Here is a 20,587-nt window from a genome sequence, read left to right as displayed (position 1 = left end):
TTTGGGGGAAGGCTCCGTTTTTGACAGACCCCAGCCGTTAGGTGCGAAATAAGGCAGGAAATGCGGCAGTCATCTGGCAGTTCCATGGCAAGAGCACACGTTTGGAGTCGCCGGGTAACAGTCTGTCAGGGATTTCTTGGCGAGATTTGATCAATTCGCGATGATCTTTTCGCTGCTATCCGAGATCCGTTTGACAATATCGGGGATTAATCTCCAAGTAGAAATCGTCAGGATTGAGCCACTTCCTTTGGCTCTTTCATCGTGGTCACGGCGCCACGAGCGATCGACTGGGAAAGCGAGATCCGTCAATGAGACCGACCAAAAATCTGCTGGCCAAAAATCTGCTGGCCTTGATCGTGCTGGCCATCGGCGCGCTGTGGTCGCTGCAAGGCATCGGCATGGTCGGCGGCAGTTTCATGACCGGCCAGTCGCAATGGCTCTATATCGGCATCGCCGCCATGCTGGTCGGCCTGGGCGGGCTGGTATGGGCAAACCGGCAGGGGTGAGTTGCGACGAAAGGGTCGACCCCCACTCCGTCGAGCTGCGCTCGACACCTCTCCCCCGATCGACGGGGGAGAGGTGGCTCGGCGAAGCCGAGACGGAGTGGGGGAAGCCGCTCGCCAGTCGCGCAGCCGCTGCAAGACGGACCTAACCGAACAGCCGGTCAGCGCATCCTGCTCTCTCACTGCGACCAATATTGCCAGGCCCAGTAGAAACTTTCGTCGCGTGGCGGCAGGCGGTCGCGCCCGGGCTGGAGCCGGACGGGCGCCGGCGAGCGGGGGGCGTCACGCCTGGCCTCCTCGTCGTTGGACGCAAGGCCCAGCAGCCAATTGCCGAAATGGGCGAACAGCACGGCGGTGGAATGGGTCATCGTCGTTCTCCTTTCGCTTTTCATTCGCGTCCCGCCCACGGGACGAACACGCGCTCGATCCTGCGGATGGTGAATTCGAGCACGAAGGCGATGGCCGCGATCACCAATATGCCCATCACCACGACGTCGGTGACCAGGAACTGGGCGGCCGACTGAATCATGAAGCCGAGCCCGCGCGTCGCCGCCACCAGTTCGGCCGCGACCAGCGTCGACCAGCCGGCGCCGAGCGCGATGCGCAGGCCGGTCAGGATCGAGGGCAGCGCGCTGGGCAGGATGACGTGGCGGACGACTTGCGCATGCGTGGCACCCAACGAGCGCGCAGCGTTGATGCGCTCCTGCGAGACGCCGCGAACGCCGGAGGCGGTCGACAATGCAACCGGCGCCAGCATGGCGATGGTGATCACCAGGATCTTCGACGGCTCGCCGATGCCGAACCAGATGATGACCAGCGGCAAGTAGGCGAGCGGCGGAATCGGCCGCAGGAATTCCAGCAGCGGATCGAAGATGCCGCGTCCGACCGTGCTGATGCCAATGGCGAGGCCAACCGGCACGCCGACGAGGATGGCCGCGATCAGCGCGGCAAACACCCGGCCAAGGCTGGCGACGGCATGCTGGGCGAGCGTCGCGTCGACGAAGCCGTCTCGGATAACGACGATGAACTTGTTCCACACGGCGAGCGGCGAGGGCAGGAACACCGGCGACACCAGCTGCAGCCGGGCCGACAGCGCCCATAGAGCCAGCACCGCCAGGATGGTGACCGCGCTGACGATGCGGGCCGAGACGCCCGTCCGTTTCGGGCTCGGCCTGGACCACGGCACCGACAGGCCGTCAGCCTCCTCGATGCGGGAGCCGGGCCGCTCGCTGTAGGAGGAAATGGTCATGCCGTCTCTCCTTCGAAGATGGCGTCGGTCAGTTCGCCGCGCGCCTCGGCAAAGGCCGGATCGGCCTTGATGGCGCGGATGGCCTCGCCTGACGCGTAGCGCCTGGAGAAGCCGGGCTCGAAGGTCCGCACCACGCGGCCCGGTCCGGGCGCCAGCACGACGATTCGGGTGGCGAGCACCAATGCCTCCTCGATGCCGTGCGTCACCATCAGCACGCCGACCTCGCTTGCCGTCCAGAGATCGAGCAGCGTCGTCTGCATGCGTTCGCGCGTCAGCGCATCGAGCGCGCCGAGCGGCTCGTCGAGCAGCAGGAATTCGGGTTCGGCGGCAAGCGCCCGGGCCAGCCCGACACGCTGGCGCATGCCGCCGGAAAGCTCCCAGATGCGCTTGTCGCCAGCGCCGTCGAGTTTCACCAGCGCCAGAAGCTCATCGGCGCGCCGTGCCCGCTCCGCCGGCTGCACGCCACGCAGCCTGAGGGCGAAGGCGACATTCTCGCGCGCGGTCAGCCACGGGAACAGCGCATCGTTCTGGAAGACCACCGCCCGGTCCGAACCGGGCGCCGTGATCGGACGGCCATCGATCGTGGCCGTGCCGCGCGCCGGCGCGACCAGGCCGGCCGCGACATTCAGCAGCGAGGTCTTGCCGCAGCCGGAACGGCCGACGAGGACAACGAAGTCGCCCTTGGCGACGTCGATCGACACCCGCTCCACGGCTGGTGCCGGCTGGCCGTCATAGTGGACCGAGACCTTGTCCAGTACGAGATGGGGGTCGAGCACGAGATGCGGCATGGGTCCTCGCAAATTTGAGGGAAATCCGCCCGCCCCGAAATCCATTTCATCAGCGGTTTCGGGGCAGGCAACACGCAGCGTCGGGAAGAAGCGCGCGTGTCTGGTTGAGCGCTAGAGCAGTTCCAGGAAAAGTGTGAAGCGGCTTTCCGTCCGGAATTGCGTCAAAACAAAGAGTTAGAGCAGTTCACCGTTTCCGTTAAACGGTGGGCTGCTCTAGTTCGAGGCCTGCGCCTCGGTGACGTATTTCGATGTCACGTATTTCGAATAGTCCGGCAGCACGGCGTCGACCTTGCCCTGCTCCTTAAGGAAAGCGGACGCCGCCGCGATCGCCTTGACGGTGCCGCCGCCGAGGAACTTGTCGGAGGCCTGCTCTTCCAATGTCGGGAAGACATAGCCATTCAGGAGTTCCGGCACTTCTTCCAGCTTGGCGCCGGTGAGCTTGGCGATCTTTTCGGCCTGCGGCGACGACGCCGACCAGGTTTCCGGCTTGGCGAGGTACTCGGCATAGGAAGCACCGGTCACCTTGACGAAGCCGCGCACCGCTTCCGGGTTCTTCTCGGCGAAGTCGGTGCGCACGATCCAGGCGTCGAAGGTCGGCGCGCCCCAGGCGGCGACCTGCGAAGAGTCCACCACGACCTTGCCCGACGTCTTGATCTGGCCGAGCGCCGGATCCCAGACATAGGCCGCGTCGATGTCGCCACGCGTGAAGGCGGCGGCGATTTCCGGCGGCCTGAGATTGAGGATCTCGACCGATTTCGGATCGACATTCTCATGCTTCAGCACGGCGAGCAGGCTGTAATGCGTCGTCGAGACGAACGGAACGGCGACCTTCTTGCCGGCGAGGTCGGCGACCTTCTCGATGCCGGCGCCGTTGCGGGCGACCAGCGCTTCGGATTGCCCGATCAGGCCGACGACGAAGATGGTCTGGATCGGCAGTTCGCGGCTGGCCGCCGCCGCCAGCGGGCTCGAACCGACATAGCCGATGTCTACGGAACCGGATGCGACCGCGGCGATGACATCGGCGCCGGAATCGAACTTGCGCCAGTCTATTGCCGCCTTGGTCGCCTTTTCATAGGCGCCGTCGGCCTGCGGCACCTTGGAGGGCTCGACCACCGTCTGATAGCCGATGGTGATCTTGAGATCCTGCGCCATGGCCGGACCGAGGAAGGCGGCGCCGGCAAGGGCCGCCGACGACAGGAGAAGGATGCGTCGCGAAATGGTGGACATCAAAGGGCTCCATGAAACACGAGAAAACCGGATTGCCCCATGATAGTCAGCTAATTCTATCGTTCTTGTAGAGTTAAATCCTTCCAACGAAGGCAGATTTGTTGGAAAAAAGCTATCGGTGGTGCGGTGCCGAAGCGGAAAGGGCGGCTGTGGCGCGCCCGTCGTCACATCGCGGCACTGCCTCGGGCAGCGAAATCATCGAACTTGAGCCGCCGCTGTCCACCGAACGGTGGACGACGCGAAATCCCTTTTGTGGTGGCCTACCGCCAATGGCGGAACGTTGGTTTCCCGCCTGGCAGCGCTAGCGGAAGTCATTGAACTTCAGTCAGCTGGACGTGGTGTCCGTAAAGAAAAAGGGTAGATGATGCCGATAGAAAATTTGTTAGCTGAATTTGCGCCCGATGGAAACGGAGGTTTAGTCGTAATATGCGAGCAACCCGGCGGAGGATGTATAGTAATACATCGTGTAGCTTCTGCTAGGGAAAATGTCGACTATTTCGTTTCACCAGACAAGAATGGCGCATTGTTTGCGGCAGATCTGGCTCAACTAACAGAGAACATCAACGAGCTATTTCGAAAAACGCAGGAAGCGAGGTTAGATAGGAACGCGAAGTTGGGAATACTATACACGCCAAGAGGCTGGATGCCGGTCTGGAAATATGAAAACTCGGATCACGCCGCACATCATAGGATAGAGCATAGGTTTTCCTACGATTCACTAAGCAATGAGGAAAAAGAAAAGCTCTTTTGGCTTGGGAAGCCTGAGTAACTACGGTGCGCTCGAGCAACGCTCTGCCCCTATGTTGGGGGCGAGCGGCACGCAACCCATCCACGCGCCGCCACTTACGTCTGTGAAGCGGAACTGTTCGGTCCCGCCGCACGCGCGAAGACAAAAATCTCATTGGAGATCAAGAAGGCGTCGCTGGCCAGCGTGATCGAGCAGGTTGGCTTGCGGGTCGGCCTGCCTATGGAGCCATACCAGCTAGGGGCGCGGCGAGCGACGCGGCAAGCTGAACCAGCTCCGCCTGCCGCCGCACGCCGGTCTTCTCGAACAGCCGCAGCAGATGCGTCCTGACTGTGCTGCGGCCGATGTCGAGGACATCGGACGTCTCCTCAACCGTGCGGCCGGCTGCGATCTGCTCGAAGACGCGCGCCTCGGCCGGCGTCAGGCCGAACAGCGCCGCGACCAGCGCGGTTGGCGCGACAAAGGGCGTATCGGCCCGGGCCACGAACACCGCCGCGACCACGCTGGCATCGAACGCTCCACGCCCCGGACGCAGCGGCAGCACATGCAGGGCTCCGGCCGAGCCGTCCTTCCAGCGTATCGGAACTCCCAGCCCCTTGCGGCCGATGGCGCTTTCGTCCTGCGCCGCCTGCGATACCGCGACGGCCAGTGCGCTGGACACGGCCGACACGCTGGCGGTGAGAACGCCGTTGCGGATGTTGAGGAGGTCGCCGCCGGCGACGAGCGCATGCGCCGCCGGGTTGGCATGCACGACACGCAGATCCGCGGTGGTGAGGAAGATCGGTGCTGTCAGCGTGTCGAGCACCGTCTCGAAGGTCGACCGGGCGATCGCCGCCATGTCGAGCAGCCGGTTGATCGTCGCGGCGCGCTGCAGGTGCGGGATCAACAATCGGGCGGCCTCGATCTCATAGTCACCGATCGGCTCCACGCTCTCGTGGCGGCCAAGGCCCAGCGACCCAAAACCATGCTCGTCGCGAGCGAGCCCCAGCCCCATGACATCGACCAACCCCCGCGGTTTGGCCCACTCCAGCGAGTAGCGGTTGGTCGTACTCGCCCCTGGATTGACGCGGCTCATCACCGCGGGCTGATCCAGCGGCAGCGCCAAAAGCACCGCCAGCCCACCCCACTGGTCGGTAATGTCAACGGCGTAGTCCGCGATCCGGTCGACGTAGTCCTGAGGCATGTTGCTGGTCACGTTGAGCAGCACTTCGCCCGACGGCAACGCTTGCAGGTTGAGGGCCGCGTTCTCGAAATCGAGCGCGATGCGGATCTCTTCAATGGCGACGGACCAGCGCGAGGGATCGATCGCGGCGTCGTAGATCAGCCCTATCAGTTCGGACAACCGAGCCATCGAGAGAGGAGAACGCATCGCCACCACCCTTGCCGCACTGCAAAAAAATTGAACGCATGATCCGTATTGGGCAAGTCTCCAATTTCCGATGGAGATTGTCGCCTGCTCATAGCCGGTCAGACGCTGGCGGCTACGGGCGATGCGAGCGACGCGGCGAGTTGAACCAGCTCGACCTGCCGCCGCACGCCGGTCTTCTCGAACAGCCGCAGCAGATGCGTCCTGACCGTGCTGCGGCCGATGTTGAGAGCATCCGACGTCTCCTCAACCGTGCGGCCCGCCGCGATCTGCTCGAAGACGCGCGCCTCAGCCGGCGTCAGGCCGAACAGCGCGGCGACCAGCGCGGTCGGCGCGACAAAGGGTGTATCCGCGCGTGCCACAAACACCGCGGCGACCACGCTGGCATCGAACGCCCCGCGCCCCGGGCGCAGCGGCAGGACATGCAAGGCTCCAGCCGAGCCGTCGCGCCAGCGCATTGGAACTCCCAACCCCTTGCGGCCGATGGCGCTCTCGTCCTGCGCTGCCTGGGATACCGCGACGGCCAGCGCGCTGGACACGGCGGAAACGCTGGGGGTCAAAACCCCGTTGCGGATGTTCAGCAGCTCGCCCCCGGCGACAATCGCATGCGCTGCCGGATTGGCATGCACGACATGCAGATCCGCGGTGGTGAGAAAGACCGGTGCCGTCAGCGTGTCGAGCACCGACTCGAAGGTCGACCGGGCCATCGCCGCCATGTCCAGCAGCCGGTTGATCGTCGCGGCGCGCTGCAGATGCGGGATCAACAAGCGGGCGGCCTCGATCTGCAGATCGCTGATGGGAGGGGCATCGACATGGCGGCTGAAGGACAGCGAGCCGAGACCACGCCCATCCCGCGCGAGCGGCAGTGCCAGGGAATCGATCATGCCTTGCGGTTTGCCGAGCTCCACAAAATAGCGGTTCGTCGTGGTGTCGAGGTTGGGATTGAGCTGGCTCAACACCGCCGGCCGATCCATCGGCAGCGAGCCCACCACCGCCATGCCACCCCATAGCTCGACGATTTCAGCGCCGTAGCTGACCATCTGGTCGACATAGGGCTGCGGGATGTTGCTGGTTACGTTGACCAGCACCTCGCCCGACGGCAACGCTTGCAGGCGGATGGCGGCGGTCCCGAAGCCAAGCGCGATGCGCATCTCCTCGATCGCGACGGGCCAGCGCGCGGGATCGATCGCGGCGTCGTAGATCAGCCCGATCAGTTCGGACAACTGGGCCATCGAGAAAGCAGAGTGCATCGCACCATCCCTTGCTGCATGGCAGCAAAATGAACGCATGATCCGGATCGGGCAAGCCCTGTCATCTCACAAGGGAGATGGTGATCCAGTCTTTGGCGGTACCATCGGGCTTTGGCCGTCGCTATCCACCGAATGGTGGAAGACGCGGCATTTTCTTTGTGTCCGTTTGCGCCCGTCGGGTGCTGCGGTCCTGCGCGGAATTCGAGGGCATCGGTGTTTTGCAAGGCGACTGCTGTCGGGGACGACAGCACGAACGGTCGGTAGCGCACTGCTTTATTTCAGCCCAGCCATGGCCGGAGCCTCTCCACCGGCCTGGCCATCGCGCGGGACCGCGAGCCGGCGAGACTTGGTTGATCATTTGGCAATGAGGCGAGGGCTTTGGGCGTGATTGCGGAAACGAGCGAACGGGCGAGCATACCGGAAGACGCCATTGCCGGGACAAGGATCAGAACTGTGACGCCGACGCGTCCTCTGCGACAACACATTGCATCGATGTCTGCCGCAACAGCGGCTTTCGTGCGCGCGGCATCCTCCCAAGTGCCCGCTCTCGGGGCCCCAGCCATCATGGCTGTCGTGGCTGCCGGCTTCGTCGCCTTCGCGCCCGGCACGGCGCGCGCGGCAGGAGTCATTTGCCAGGATTTCAATGGTCAGGATGGTGGAGCGGCTTTCGCGCAGACGTCATCCGGCGGCACCGCATGCGGAAGATCCGCCAATAGCAATGGCACTCTCTCGGTTGCGATGGGCAATGGCGCGGGTGCCTTCGGGGACAACAGCGTGGCGCTCGGCGTCAACGCCGGCGCAGGCGGGCTTGTTTTCGACACGAAGGCGGGCGGCCTGACCACCGACTATAACAATGCGAACACGACGGCCATCGGCACTGGGGCCGAGGCCGGCGCAGGCGGGGCGAACCAGGCCAATGCCACCGCCCTCGGCACCGCGGCCCAGGCGAATGCCGTGAACGCCACCGCCCTTGGCAGCTCGGCCCAGGCGAACGGCGGCAATGCCACGGCCGTTGGCAACGGGGCTACGGCAAATGCCGCGAATGCAATTGCCCTCGGCGACGCTGCGACGGCCAATTATGACAACTCCATCGCCATCGGCGTGGGCGCAACGACGACGCGCGACAACCAGGTCATGCTTGGCAATGGCCTCAATACCTACACGCTGACCGGCGTCGCTTCGCAGGCAAGCAAGGCCGCGCAGGCCGGTCCTACCTATCTGATGACGACGGACAGCACCGGCAATCTGGCGGCGTCGACGTTCGATGTGGCGACGCTTGCGAACCTGCCGGCACAGGTCGCCCAGAACAGCAGCGATATCAGCACGCTGAACAGCACTGTGAGCAGCCACACGAGCGAACTCGCCGATCACGAAACGCGCATCGCCAACAACACCACCGCGATTGCGCTGCACACGATCGAGATCGCGGACCTCGACACGCGGGTAACGACCAACACCACCAACATCACCCAGCTCGACGGCCGCATCGGCGCACTCGAGGCCGGCTTCCAGGATCTCGGCGACCAGATCAGCGAAAACCGCACGGAAGCGCGTGCCGGCATCGCACTGGCGCTGGCGACGGCGGGGCTGCGCTACGACGACAGGCCTGAAAAACTGTCGCTCGCCGGCGGCTTCGGCCACTTCAAGGGTCAATCCGGCCTGGCGCTTGGCCTCGGCTACAACACCAGCGAGGATTTCCGCCTCAACGCCGCTCTGTCGGCCACCACCAGCCATGGCGATGTCGGCGTCAGCGTCGGGGCGTCATGGACGCTGAACTGATGCGGTCGGCATGATCCGAGGTGCGAGGGGGCTGGCTTGAAAAAGCCGCTGGCGGCTCGATCTTGGGCAAACTCCAGAGGCCACATGAAGCACCCGCAATCTTCATCGGTCAGGCGAATGGCGCGGGCCGCCGCGACAGGCTTGCTGTCGCTCGGACTGTTGGCGGCATCCCAGGGCGCTGCGGTGGCGCAGGCCAAAAAGACGGAGAAGGGCGACAAGGTCCATGCCGCCCGCCCGGCCAACATCGACCGCAACGGCGTGCTGATCCTGATGCGGGGCACGCTGCTGGCGCTCGACCAGGCCAACAAGACCGGCAACTACACGGTGCTGCGCGATCTCGGCTCGCCGAATTTCCAGGCCAACAGTGCCGCCCAACTCGGCGACATCTTCGCCAGCCAGCGCAAGCAGGGGCTCGACTTCGGCGCCGTCGCGGTGCTCGAGCCGCAACTGACCTTGCTGCCGCAGATCGAGCCGAGCGGCATGCTGCACATGGCTGGGTTTTTCCCGTCGGTGCCAATGCAGGTCAATTTCGAGCTTTTGTTCGAACCGGCGAACCGGCAGTGGAAGATCTACGGCGTGTCGGTCAACCTCACCTCAGGAGCGCCGCAAGCGCCCGACACACCCGTCGCCGGGCAACAGAAACCTGACGAGGCCGCCCCGCCGCCGGATGCACCCTCGATGACCGTGCAGCCGAAGAAGGCGGCGAAGCCGTGAAGCGGCACGCGCATGCAGCCGCCGCTAGAGCAACTCCAGCCGCAGCGCGCTTGCCAGCAGCGACAGCGCGAAGACCAACAGGCCCGAACTGAAGACGAGATTGACGGTGCGCAGCCCGCGCGCGCTGAGCCGCTTGCGCAGATGGTTGGTGGCCAGTGTCAGCGTCGTCCACCAGGCCGCCGAGCCGAGCAGCACGCCGGCCGAGACAATGGCCAGGCTTTCCCAGGACGGGATGCCGGCTCCCAATATCCCGGGCGTGAGCGTGAAGAAGCCTAGCAGCGTCATCGGGTTGCCCAGCGTCCAGAACAGCCCTGTCACATAGGCCCGGCCCGATGGCATGCGCCGCTGCTGGCCAGCGTCCAGCGACGGCGTCAGCCGCGCCGCCGTCACCGCCATGTAGAGCAGGAACATTCCCGCGCAGAGCTGCAGCAACATGTGCCAGCCGATCAGCATATGCGCCACCGCCCCAAGCCCGGCCGCGGCAATGGAGGCATAGACCGAGTGTGTGGTCGCCGCCCCATAGCCGGTCGCCAGACCCGGTGCGATGCCGCCCGCGATCGTGCGCTGCACGCATAAAAGGCCGGTGGGACCGATGGGAGCCGCGACCGCGAAACCCAGCAAGGCCCCACGCATCGCACTCAGGAAAAGTTCCGTTGCGCAGGACATGCCGACAGATCTTCCTTTGGCCGCACGTCGTCGGGATTCCCGGCCAGGCGACACCCTGGCCAGATGCCGGCCAAGGCCGGCAACGGGCGCCCCGCTTTCGCGAGCTGCTTCGATGTTCTTCGGGTAAGACGGCAGTTGGCGGGGCTGACAAGCACGTCGTCTTGAAGTTCTCTCCAAGTATTAGCTAGATATAATGTGTCTGCGCATAGACGCCGTTCCGTCCCGTAGCGTTCAAGACCTGGCTGATGTGCCGACGCATTACTGGCGGCGGAGAAATGCAATTCTCCCGATGCGTGTCACGTGCCTTGAACTCAGTTCAACCTCAAGCCGGCGCACTCAATCACAAAACAGGCATCCCGGCGTCCACCATTTGGATTAGGCTTGACTCCCAACTTCTATTTTTTTCTACTGACTTTCAGTTGGCTTTCGGTGTGCCCCCCACCTCCGCGTCGACTTCAGACAGCAAATCGCAAAACTCGAACGAGGGATTGATCCCGTTGAAGCGATGTCGGCGCAGCAGCACGCGATGCTTGACAGTGACCGTCAACCCGTGTGGGCCGGCATGACTGGCGACATGACTGGCCGCTCCTATCCGGCGGAGCGCATTTCGGAACTCATCGGCAGGATCTACGATTGCGTCCTCGATCCGGCGCGATGGCAATCGGTGGTTGAAAGCATCCGCACCGAGCTGGACTTCTGCTACGCGGTTCTCGGCGTGTATCCGCTTCCGGGCGGGGAGGTTACGCTCGGCGTTGCGACCGGCATCGATTCGGTGAAGCTCGGCGAGCTTCCCGCTTACGGCCAGGACCTCGTCGATCTCTGGGGTGGCGACACCAAGGTAAAGCAATATCCGCTCGAGGAGCCGATCGCGCAGTCGCAGGCCGTGCCGGATGCCGCGCTTGTCGCCAGCCGCTATTTTCTCGAATGGGCCCAGCCGCAAGGGGTGGTCGACGCGGTCGCGATCGGATTGGAGCGCAATGCGCGCATGGTTTCCACGCTTTCCTTCGGACGGCATGAGACGGCCGGCATCGTCGGAAGCGCCGAACTCGACGCCTTGCGTCTCCTGGCCCCGCATTTCCGGCGCGCCATCGCCATCGGCCAGCTGCTCGAACTGCAATCGATAGCCGCCGCCAACGTGTCGTCGGTGCTGGACGGCCTCTCGGTCGGCGTCGTGCTGGTCGATGAACTGATGACCCTGGTCCACGCCAATCCGGTCGCCGAGGCCATGCTGGCCCGCAAGGATCCCATCAAGGTCAGCAATGGCCGCCTTGTCGTCTCGGACGCCTCGCCCGCGATCTCGTCGGCGATAGAGGACGCGGTCGCCCAGGCCGCCGGCAACGAGGCCGCGCTCGGGCGCCGCGGCGGCACCGGTTTTCCGACACGTGGCCTGTCGGGAGAGCCGCGCATCATTCATGTCCTGCCGCTGAAACGGCGCGAAAGTCGTCCCAGCCTGTTCCGGCGGGCGATAGCAGCCCTCTTCGTCGCCCCGGTCGACAGACCGATAAGTCTTCCCTTCGATGCGTTCGCGGCCCTCTACGGCCTGACCCCCGCCGAGGTTCGCATCGTGGAATTGATCGTCGCCGGCCGCACCCAGCGCGAGATCGCAAAGGCCCTCGGCCTGGCGAGCGCGACGGTCAAGACCCACCTTCTGCACGTTTTCGAGAAGACCGATGTTCGCCGCCAGGTCGATCTCGTCAGGCTTGTCGCATCGCTGGCATCGCCGCTTTGACGATTCGCACCTGGGAGGGCACGATCACGGGATGACCAGCCGAAGATAGCCGATACCTTCATGCCGCAATTGCAGGGGAGAATTCCCAATTTGGCAAACAGGAGGCAAATCCATGCTTCAAATGGCTTGTGATTTGACAACCCGTTCCACGTACCGGAGGCTATGTATAGTAATCTTATCGACATAGAGGGCTGGAGACGACGATGAGAGGCCAGACCGACCCTATCACGGCGATCGCCGGCGGCGCCGGGCTCCAGCCGCGGGCCTCTGGGCACGCAAGCCGCATTTCTGTGCTCCCAGGAGCACAAAAGCCGATTAAAATGGCCGAAACGGCTTGAAAACGAAGCAAGATCAACAGTTCTCGGCTTGTATATCATGTCACTAGAATTTATGTGTCATGGATGCTTGGACGCGGCGGGGAGGCACGCCAGGCGTTTCGCAACGGATGGCTCGAAGCCATCGCATGACAGAGAAACGTTCGGTTCATGCTCACCAAAAAAGGCAAGTACGGCCTCAAGGCGCTGGTCCACCTGGCGCGGATGCCGGCCGGACAGCTCGCTTTCGTCGGCGATATCGCGACCGGCAACAACATCCCGAAGAAATTCCTCGACGCCATCCTGGGCGAGCTGCGCAATGCCGGCTTCGTCCAGAGCCGCAAGGGCAAGGATGGCGGTTATCGCCTGGCGCGGCCGGCCGACGAGATCAAGATCGGCCACGTCGTGCGCGTGCTCGACGGACCGCTGGCGCCGATTCCATGCGCCAGCCGCACACAATATCAGCGCTGTGAAGACTGCAACGAGGCGACATGCCAAGTCCGACATCTGATGCTCGAGGTCCGGCAGGCGATCGCCGAGGTGCTCGACCAGCGCAGCCTGGCCGAAATGCGCGACATCGGCCTCGACGACCTTGCGGACGCGACGGGCAGCGACGACCTTGCAGTCGCGGTCAAGATCCAGGCCTGACAGTTCGCATCCTGACAGTTCGCATGGGGCTGGAACGCGCATGAGCGGGCGCGCCAATTCCATCATCATCGTCGGCGGCGGCGCCAGCGGCGTCGTGCTGGCGGCGCATCTGTTGAAATCGCCCAATCCCGATCTGCGCGTGACCCTGGTCGAAAAGCGCCCGCATTTCGGCCAGGGCATCGCCTATTCCACGCTGCTGTCGGCGCATGTGCTCAATGTCAGCGCCGCCGGCATGAGCGCCTATGCCGACGATCCCGGCAATTTCTGGCGTTGGCTGCTGGAGCGCGGCCTTGCCACCCAGGACCAGGCGCCGGTCTATGCGCCGCGCAGCGTCTATGCGCGTTATCTCGGCGAACTGCTCGACGAGCTAGAGGCCCGCGAACTTGAGACGGGGCGGCTTCGCCTGATCCGCGAGGAAAGCCTGTCGATCACCCCCACCGCGTCCGGCGTCGAGGTCGCGCTTGCCAACGGCACCAGCGTCGTCGCCCATCTTGCGGTGCTGGCCACCGGCCATGACGAGGAGCCGGCCCAAGGCCATGCGATCCGGATGGGCTCGGAAGCCGACACCGCGCTCGCCCCCGACAGCAGCGTCATGGTGCTGGGCACCGGCCTCAGCATGGTCGATGCGTTCCTGGCGCTGGAACAGCGCGGCCATCGCGGCGACATCGTCGCGGTGTCGCGGCGCGGCCTGCTGCCCTCGCCGCACCGCAAGGGCAACCCGATCAAGCTCGACGTCGCCGACATCCCGCTCGGCACCCAGCTTTCCTATTTCGTCGGCTGGTTCCGCAAGCTGATCAAGGAAAACCAGAAGGCCGGCGTCGACTGGCGCGACGTGGTCGACGGCCTCAGGCCGTTCAACCAGACGATCTGGCAGAACTGGCCATCCTCGGCCAAGCGCCGCTTCGTCGAGCACACCAAGGCGTGGTGGGACATCCACCGCCACCGCATGGCGCCCGAAGTCTACGCCCGGGTGACGCAGGCCGTGCAGTCCGGCCGCATCCGGCTGGTTGCCGGACGCGTCATCGACATCGCACGCGGCGCGGAGTTCACGGTCAAGGTCCAGTCGCGCCACACGCAGCGCCTCGAGACCTTCGACGTCGCCCGCATCTATGATTGCTCGGGCATCGTGCGCGACATCTCGACCTCGTCGAACAGCGTGGTGCGCTCGCTGGTCGACCGCGGGCTGGCCCGGCCGGACCCGCTGCGCATCGGCCTCGACGTGTCGGCCAATTGCGAGATCGTCGCCAGCGACGGCACGGTTTCGGCCAAGATCCTCGCCGTCGGCCCGCTGACCAGGGGCACTTTCTTCGAAATCGACGCCATCCCCGATATCCGCGTGCAGTGCGCGCGGCTGAGCAAGCGGCTCTTAGGCTGAGACAAACCTCTTGATGCCGGCGGGACAGCACCCCCTCTGGCCTGCCGGCCATCTCCCCCGCAAGGAGGGAGATCGGCAGCTTCTCTGGTGGCCCCAACTTTTGCCGTTGGAGATAGGCGAAAGCCGAGATGACGGCCAATCTCCCCCCTTGCGGGGGAGATGTCCGGCAGGACAGAGGGGGGTGCGTCCCGCCAATCGTTGGATTGGGAGGCTGGTGTACGCCACCGCCAGACCCGGAATTTCATTCCTTATCTGGCCGGCCGATTGGCACGTTCTATCTTCTTTCCGACTGTAAACGGCCGGAAAAGAGGCTACGCTGCCGCCCAGCCTGCGAGGCGGTCGCTTGATCAGGGAGTTTCGATATGAGCAAGCACAAGATCGCCGCGCCTGACAGCGACCTCTCGGAAAGCGCGACATCCCGTCTGCGTTCGCCCTATAAATCGGTTCTCGACCTGATCGGCCAGACGCCGGTGGTCGAGCTGACCAAGTTCGATACCGGCAAGTGCCGGCTGTTCATCAAGCTCGAAAGCCAGAATCCGGGCGGCTCGATCAAGGACCGTATCGCGCTGTCGATGATTGCCGCAGCCGAGAAGGAGGGCAGGCTGAAGCCGGGCGGCACCATCGTCGAGGCGACCGCCGGCAATACCGGCCTTGGCCTTGCCCAGGTCGGCATCCCCAAGGGCTACCGCATCGTGCTGGTCGTGCCCGACAAGATGTCGCGTGAAAAGATCCAGCATCTGCGCGCGCTGGGCGCCGAGGTGCGCATGACGCGCTCCGATGTCGGCAAGGGGCACCCCGAATATTACCAGGACATGGCCGAGAAGATCGCTGCCGAGGTGCCCGGCGCCTTCTATGCCAACCAGTTCGCCAACCCGGCCAATCCGCTGGCCCACGAAACCACCACCGGCCCGGAAATCTTTTCGCAGCTTGATGGCGATGTCGACGCGGTGGTGGTCGGCGTCGGCTCGGGCGGCACGCTGACCGGCCTTGGCCGTTACTTCGCCAAGGTTTCCCCGAAGACCGAAATGGTGCTCGCCGATCCCGTCGGCTCGGTGCTGGCGCCCTTGATCAAGACCGGCAAGATGGAAGAGGCCGGCAGCTGGACGGTGGAAGGCATCGGCGAGGATTTCGTGCCGCCCAATGCCGATTTGTCGCTGGTCAAAAAGGCTTATTCGATCACCGACAAGCAGAGCATGCTGGCGGTGCGTGACCTCTTGTCCCGGGAAGGGATCCTGGCCGGTTCGTCGTCGGGCACGCTTTTGTCGACGGCCTTGCGCTATTGCCGCGAGCAAACGACGGCCAAGCGCGTCGTCACCTTCGTCTGCGACAGCGGCAACAAATATCTGTCGAAGGTGTTCGACGATTTCTGGCTGGCCGAGCAGGGGCTGGCCGAGCACGAACAGCATGGCGATCTGCGCGACCTCGTCATGCGCACGCATCGCACCGGCGACACCGTCTCTATCGGGCCGGACGAAAGCCTGCTCAACGCCTATGGCCGCATGCGCCGATCCGATGTCTCGCAGTTGCCGGTGCTCGACAATGGCAAGCTCGTCGGCATCGTCGACGAAAGCGATATTCTTGCTCATGTCGACGGTCCCTATGACGGACGCTGGGAACGCTTCAACATGCCGGTGCGCACGGCGATGACTTCCAACCTGCACACGCTGCAGGCCAGCCAGACGCTGGATGCGCTGCTGCCGGTGTTCGACCGCAATGAGGTCGCCATCATCTTCGACGGCGACGAGTTCGTCGGCCTGATTACCCGCATCGACTTGATCAACCATTTGAGGCGCGCACGATGACTGCAAATCCCTCGCCATCGGGCAAGAACCGACTGGCTTTTTCGACGCGCACGATCCATGGCGGCCAGAGCCACGATCCGCTGACAGGTGCCGTGATGGTGCCGATCTACGCTACCTCGACCTATGGCCAGCAGTCGCCCGGCGTGCACAAGGGCTTTGAATATGCCCGCAGCCAGAACCCGACGCGCTTTGCCTTCGAGCGCGCCGTGGCCGACCTCGAAAGCGGCTCGGCGGCCTTCGCCTTCGCCTCCGGGCTGGCCTCGATCGCCACCGTGCTGGAGCTGCTCGATAGCGGCGCGCATATCGTCGCCACCGACGACATCTATGGCGGTTCCTTCCGGCTGATGGAGCGGGTGCGCAAGCGCTCTGCCGGCCTGCAGGTCTCGTTCGTCGATTTCACCGATCTTGCGGCGGTGGAGGCCGCGATCCGGCCGGAGACCAAGATGCTCTGGGTCGAGACGCCGACCAACCCGCTGCTGCGCATCGTCGACCTCGAAGGCGTCGCCGCACTGGCCAAGCGCAAGGGCATCCTTTCGGTCGCCGACAATACGTTTTGCAGCCCCTATATCCAGCGGCCGCTGGAACTCGGCATCGACATCGTGGTCCATTCGACGACCAAATATCTCAACGGCCATTCCGACATGGTCGGTGGCGTCGCCGTCGTCGGCGACAACAAGGAGCTGGCCGCCCAGCTGAAATTCCTGCAGAACGCGATCGGCGCCATATCGGGCCCGTTCGACAGTTTTCTCGCGCTGCGCGGCCTGAAGACGCTGGCGCTCAGGATGGAACGGCATTCGGACAACGGGCTGAAGATCGCGCAGTGGCTGGAAGCCCGCAAGGACATACGCCGCGTCATCTATCCCGGCCTCGCCAGCCACCCGCAGCACGCCATCGCCGTCCAGCAGATGTACGCCTTCGGCGGCATGATCACCGTCGTGCTGGACCGCGATCTTGCCGGGACAAAACGCTTCCTCGAACGCACGCAACTGTTCACGCTGGCCGAAAGCCTCGGCGGGGTCGAGAGCCTGATCGAACACCCGGCGCTGATGACGCATGGATCGATCCCGTCGGAGAAGCGGGCAGAGATCGGCATATCGGATTCGCTGGTGCGGCTATCGGCGGGAATCGAGGATGGCGATGATCTGATCGCGGATCTGGATCAGGCGCTGGGGGGATAGCCCATCCCCGGTTGACCCCGCACACCATCTGCCCGAATTGTAGCGCCCATGGCCACGCGCGAACCTCCGAAACCCACCGAACCCCTCACCTTCGCGGTGCTGGTGTTTCCCGGCTTTCCGATGATGGCGTTCAGCTCGGTGATCGAGCCGCTGCGCGCCGCCAATGTGCTGGCCAAGCGGCAGTGTTATCGCTGGATCATCGTCGGCGGCACGAAAGGGGCGGTCGACGCTTCGAACGGCGTCGTCATCCAGCCGGGTTTTTACGCGGAGGACGCGCCGAAGGTCGACCGCATCGTGGTGTGCTCGGGCGGCGATGCCGATCATCTGGTTGCCGAGGACGCCGCGAGCTGGATCCGCCGCAGCCTGCGCAATGGCGCCCATATCGGTGCGGTGGCGGATGCGGCGTTCTTCCTCGCCCGCGCGGGCCTGCTCGACGGCCATGCCTGCACGTTGCACTGGACCAGCCAGGCCGCCTTCACCGAGGCGTTCCCAAACATCGAGCTGCGGCGCGACCTCTATGTCATCGACCGCAAGCGCTTCACTTCGGCCGGCGGCGTCGGCAGCCTCGACATGATGCTGGAGATCGTCACCAGGGATTACGGCGCGGAACTCGCCGCCGGCGTCGCCGAATGGTTCGTGCACAGCCAGTTGCGTTCCAGCGTCGACCGCAAGCTGATGCCGCTCAGGCTGCGCACCGGCGTGCAGAACGAACTGGTGCTGTCGGCGATCGCCATTATGGAGGACGCGGTGGAGGAGCGGCTCGGCATGGCGGAGCTGACGGCGCGGCTCGGCGTCTCCTCCGACAAGCTCGAACGCAGCTTTCGGTCCGAACTCGCCATCTCGCCCAATGGCTATTACCGGCGGCTCAGGCTGAAACGCGCCGCCGACCTGCTGGCACATTCGACGCTCGCCGTGCGCGACGTGGCTCTGGCCTGCGGCTTCGCCTCGATGTCGAGCTTCGCCCGGGCCTTTCGCGAGGAGCATGGGCACGCGCCGAAACTGGCGCGGAGGCATTAGTTTGCGCTCACTGACGCTATGAGAGGTTAGCGGGACAGCATCTCTCATTGGCCCAGCGGCATTCCGCGCAACACACGCGGTTTTCCGCACAATCCTTCCACGCCTCCTGCGCCATGCTCCCACCTCGCAACCCACCCAAGGCCAGCCACCCATGAGCATCGTCGTTTTCGACCCCGACAGCACCGAGGACGTCGACTTCAAGGATCGCATGCGCCACCCCGCGGCGGCCGATCCGGCGGGCGGCATGTGGCTGTCGGACACCGAGCCGTCCTTCATCGATGCGGATGCGCTGCGCAAAGGCCGGCTGGCCAAGCTGCGCGGCTGGATGCGCGAGGCGAGCTATGGCGGTGTCGTCCTGTTCGACCCCTACAACCAGCGCTACGCCACCGGCTCGCGCAACATGTTCGGTTATTTCCTCCGCAACTCGACCCGGTATTTCTTCATTCCGACCGAAGGGCCGATCGTGCTGTTCGAATACCCGCAGAGCTACCATGTCTCGATGGTGCTCGACACGATCGATGAGGCGCGTCCTTCCAAGCTCGTCTGGTCGTCGGTCTCCGGCCGCGACGACGAGACCGCCGGTCCGTTCGCCGACGAGATCGCGGAACTGTTGAAGAAGCATGGCGGCGGCTCGATGAAGCTCGGGCTCGACCGCTGCAGCCATCTGCAGGCGTTGGCGCTGGAAAAACGCGGCTGCGAGGTCAAGGATTGCCAGGGCGAGATTCTTGCCGTGCGCGCGGTGAAGACGCCGGAGGAAGTGAAGTGCCTGCAGGTGTCGATGGCCGGCGCCGAGGCTGCCGTCTATGCGGTGCGCGAGGCGATCAAGCCCGGCGTCTCCGAAAACGAGTTGTTCGCCATCATGTATGGCGAGGTGATCCGCCAGGGCGGCGAGTTCATCGAGACGCGGCTGTTGACGTCGGGCCAGCGCACCAACCCGTGGTTCAACGAGGCCAGCGGCCGCAAGATCCGGCCCGGCGAATTGTTGGCGCTCGATACCGACACGATCGGCTGCTACGGCTATTATTCGGATTTCTCGCGCACCTTCCGCTGCGGGCCGGGCAAGCCGACCGACTACCAGAAGTCGCTCTACCGCATGGCGCACGACCAGGTTCAGCACAACATTTCGATCGTCAAACCCGGCATGGCGTTCCGCGAGATCGCCGAGAAGGCGTGGAAGATCCCGGACCGTTTCGTCGACCAGCGCTACACCTCGGTCATGCACGGCGTCGGCATGCATGGCGAGACACCGTTCATTGCCCATGCCATGGATTACGAGACCTATGGCCGCGACGGCCATATCGTGCCAGGCATGGTGGTGAGCGTGGAAAGCTATATAGGCGAGAAGGGCGGCCGCGAGGGCGTCAAGCTGGAGGACGAGATCCTGATCACCGAGACTGGTACGGAGCTTCTGTCGCGCTTCCCCTATGAGGACGAGTTTTTGGAGAAGCAGGTTTGACGGTGGTAACCAATGAGCGCCTCGTTCCTGTCCTGCCGGCATACGGAAGGGTCTTTGACTGCCTTGCCCATGCAACACCCAGGCGCATCCGCATGAAAAGCCCGATCTCCATCAAACGCGGCACCGTGGCCGCCGTCTTCATCGACCTGCAGGAGGAGCACCGGCAGGATCCGCGCTATCTGGTCGAGGGCTTTGCCGGCATTCTCGCCAACGTCCAGCGCCTGCAGGCGGCGGCGCGGCAGAACCATGTGCCGCTCTATCACTGGGCCTATATCGTCGATCTCGACAAACAGGACCGGCCGTTTCACCCGGTCGGGGCCGACGGCAAGTCGGCCTTCTCCGACAAGAGCGACCCGCTGACCGAAATCTGCCAAGAGGTGGCGCCGGCCGAGGGCGAGGCGCTGCTGATCAAGGCCGAGGCCAGCGCCTTCCGTTCGGGGCCGGGTGCCGATCAGTTGAAGGCAAGCGGCATCGAATGGCTTGTCGTCGCCGGCGTCTGGACGGAGGCCTGCATCGACGCATCCGTGAAGGACGCCGTGGCCAGGGGATTTCGCGTGCTGCTGGTCAAGGATGCCTGCGGCAGCGGCAGCGCGGCCATGCACCAGACCGGCATCCTCAACCTCGCCAACCGGCTCTATGGCGGCGCGGTCATCGACACCGACGGCGCCTGCCGGCTGCTGGCGGGCGAAAGCGTGACGGCCTGGCAGGTCGAGGGCTCGGTGCCGCTGCGCTTCAGCTTCGACAATGCAGCCGCGCTCTATGCCGAGCTTTGAATTGCCGG

Annotated in this window: 18 protein-coding genes; 11 read left to right on the top strand and 7 right to left on the bottom strand. The window is 64.3% G+C overall.

Going from position 1 to position 20,587, the window contains the following annotated elements:
- Positions 1-308 precede the first annotated feature (308 nt).
- On the top strand, positions 309-506 hold the full coding sequence (locus FJ978_RS32775; protein ID WP_181176821.1) for a hypothetical protein: 198 nt from the start codon (positions 309-311) through the stop codon (positions 504-506).
- A 176-nt stretch (positions 507-682) separates the two neighbouring features.
- Here FJ978_RS32775 and FJ978_RS12115 read toward each other — a convergent pair whose 3' ends face one another.
- From FJ978_RS12115 to FJ978_RS12090, 6 genes are all read right to left on the bottom strand, one after another.
- On the bottom strand, positions 683-871 hold the full coding sequence (locus FJ978_RS12115) for a hypothetical protein (RefSeq protein ID WP_140572301.1): 189 nt from the start codon (positions 869-871) through the stop codon (positions 683-685).
- 20 nt (positions 872-891) lie between these two features.
- Positions 892-1,752: an ABC transporter permease subunit gene (locus tag FJ978_RS12110; protein WP_013892109.1), complete on the bottom strand. Its 861-nt coding sequence runs from the start codon at positions 1,750-1,752 to the stop codon at positions 892-894.
- Positions 1,749-2,540: a taurine ABC transporter ATP-binding protein gene (locus tag FJ978_RS12105; RefSeq protein ID WP_140572300.1), complete on the bottom strand. Its 792-nt coding sequence runs from the start codon at positions 2,538-2,540 to the stop codon at positions 1,749-1,751. Before FJ978_RS12105 ends, FJ978_RS12110 begins: the two co-directional genes overlap by 4 nt.
- Positions 2,541-2,753: 213 nt before the next feature.
- Positions 2,754-3,767, bottom strand: coding sequence for a taurine ABC transporter substrate-binding protein (tauA, locus tag FJ978_RS12100; protein WP_140572299.1), 1,014 nt, complete (start codon positions 3,765-3,767; stop codon positions 2,754-2,756).
- A 965-nt stretch (positions 3,768-4,732) separates the two neighbouring features.
- Entirely contained in the window at positions 4,733-5,854 is a 1,122-nt protein-coding gene (locus tag FJ978_RS12095) for a helix-turn-helix transcriptional regulator (RefSeq protein ID WP_181176820.1), read from the bottom strand.
- A gap of 125 nt (positions 5,855-5,979) precedes the next feature.
- Positions 5,980-7,101: a helix-turn-helix transcriptional regulator gene (locus tag FJ978_RS12090; protein WP_181176819.1), complete on the bottom strand. Its 1,122-nt coding sequence runs from the start codon at positions 7,099-7,101 to the stop codon at positions 5,980-5,982.
- 591 nt (positions 7,102-7,692) lie between these two features.
- On the opposite strand from FJ978_RS12090, the gene FJ978_RS12085 reads away from it, so the two are divergent.
- Positions 7,693-8,907 carry a YadA-like family protein gene (locus tag FJ978_RS12085; RefSeq protein WP_140572296.1) on the top strand — a complete coding sequence of 405 codons (1,215 nt, stop codon included), beginning with the start codon at positions 7,693-7,695 and terminating at the stop codon, positions 8,905-8,907.
- Between the two features lie 117 nt (positions 8,908-9,024).
- Complete coding sequence (locus FJ978_RS12080) at positions 9,025-9,621, top strand: hypothetical protein (protein WP_246678112.1); 597 nt, start codon at positions 9,025-9,027, stop codon at positions 9,619-9,621.
- Between the two features lie 24 nt (positions 9,622-9,645).
- On the opposite strand, the gene FJ978_RS12075 is transcribed toward FJ978_RS12080, so the two are convergent.
- Complete coding sequence (locus FJ978_RS12075; protein ID WP_140572294.1) at positions 9,646-10,287, bottom strand: LysE family transporter; 642 nt, start codon at positions 10,285-10,287, stop codon at positions 9,646-9,648.
- A gap of 526 nt (positions 10,288-10,813) precedes the next feature.
- On the opposite strand from FJ978_RS12075, the gene FJ978_RS12070 reads away from it, so the two are divergent.
- The 8 genes from FJ978_RS12070 (at position 10,814) to FJ978_RS12035 (ending at position 20,579) form a co-directional block, all read left to right on the top strand.
- Positions 10,814-12,016 (top strand): helix-turn-helix transcriptional regulator, encoded by a 1,203-nt coding sequence (locus FJ978_RS12070; protein ID WP_246678111.1) that lies wholly within the window; start codon positions 10,814-10,816, stop codon positions 12,014-12,016.
- A gap of 485 nt (positions 12,017-12,501) precedes the next feature.
- Positions 12,502-12,978: an Rrf2 family transcriptional regulator gene (locus FJ978_RS12065; RefSeq protein ID WP_140572293.1), complete on the top strand. Its 477-nt coding sequence runs from the start codon at positions 12,502-12,504 to the stop codon at positions 12,976-12,978.
- 40 nt (positions 12,979-13,018) lie between these two features.
- A complete protein-coding gene (locus FJ978_RS12060) occupies positions 13,019-14,353 on the top strand; it encodes an FAD/NAD(P)-binding protein (RefSeq protein ID WP_140572292.1) in 1,335 nt (444 codons plus the stop codon).
- A gap of 362 nt (positions 14,354-14,715) precedes the next feature.
- Positions 14,716-16,155 carry a pyridoxal-phosphate dependent enzyme gene (locus FJ978_RS12055; RefSeq protein ID WP_140572291.1) on the top strand — a complete coding sequence of 480 codons (1,440 nt, stop codon included), beginning with the start codon at positions 14,716-14,718 and terminating at the stop codon, positions 16,153-16,155.
- Positions 16,152-17,333 (top strand): PLP-dependent aspartate aminotransferase family protein, encoded by a 1,182-nt coding sequence (locus FJ978_RS12050; RefSeq protein ID WP_140572290.1) that lies wholly within the window; start codon positions 16,152-16,154, stop codon positions 17,331-17,333. Before FJ978_RS12055 ends, FJ978_RS12050 begins: the two co-directional genes overlap by 4 nt.
- 48 nt (positions 17,334-17,381) lie before the next feature.
- On the top strand, positions 17,382-18,350 hold the full coding sequence (locus FJ978_RS12045; protein ID WP_140572289.1) for a GlxA family transcriptional regulator: 969 nt from the start codon (positions 17,382-17,384) through the stop codon (positions 18,348-18,350).
- 151 nt (positions 18,351-18,501) lie between these two features.
- A complete protein-coding gene (locus FJ978_RS12040; protein ID WP_140572288.1) occupies positions 18,502-19,806 on the top strand; it encodes a Xaa-Pro peptidase family protein in 1,305 nt (434 codons plus the stop codon).
- A 92-nt stretch (positions 19,807-19,898) separates the two neighbouring features.
- Positions 19,899-20,579 carry an isochorismatase family protein gene (locus FJ978_RS12035; RefSeq protein ID WP_140572287.1) on the top strand — a complete coding sequence of 227 codons (681 nt, stop codon included), beginning with the start codon at positions 19,899-19,901 and terminating at the stop codon, positions 20,577-20,579.
- Positions 20,580-20,587 lie beyond the last annotated feature (8 nt).

Source organism: Mesorhizobium sp. B1-1-7, assembly GCF_006442705.1.
Classification (GTDB): Bacteria; Pseudomonadota; Alphaproteobacteria; order Rhizobiales; family Rhizobiaceae; genus Mesorhizobium; species Mesorhizobium opportunistum.
The sequence above is the reverse complement of the archived record's forward strand: the minus strand, read 5'-3'. Positions and strand labels throughout refer to the sequence as shown.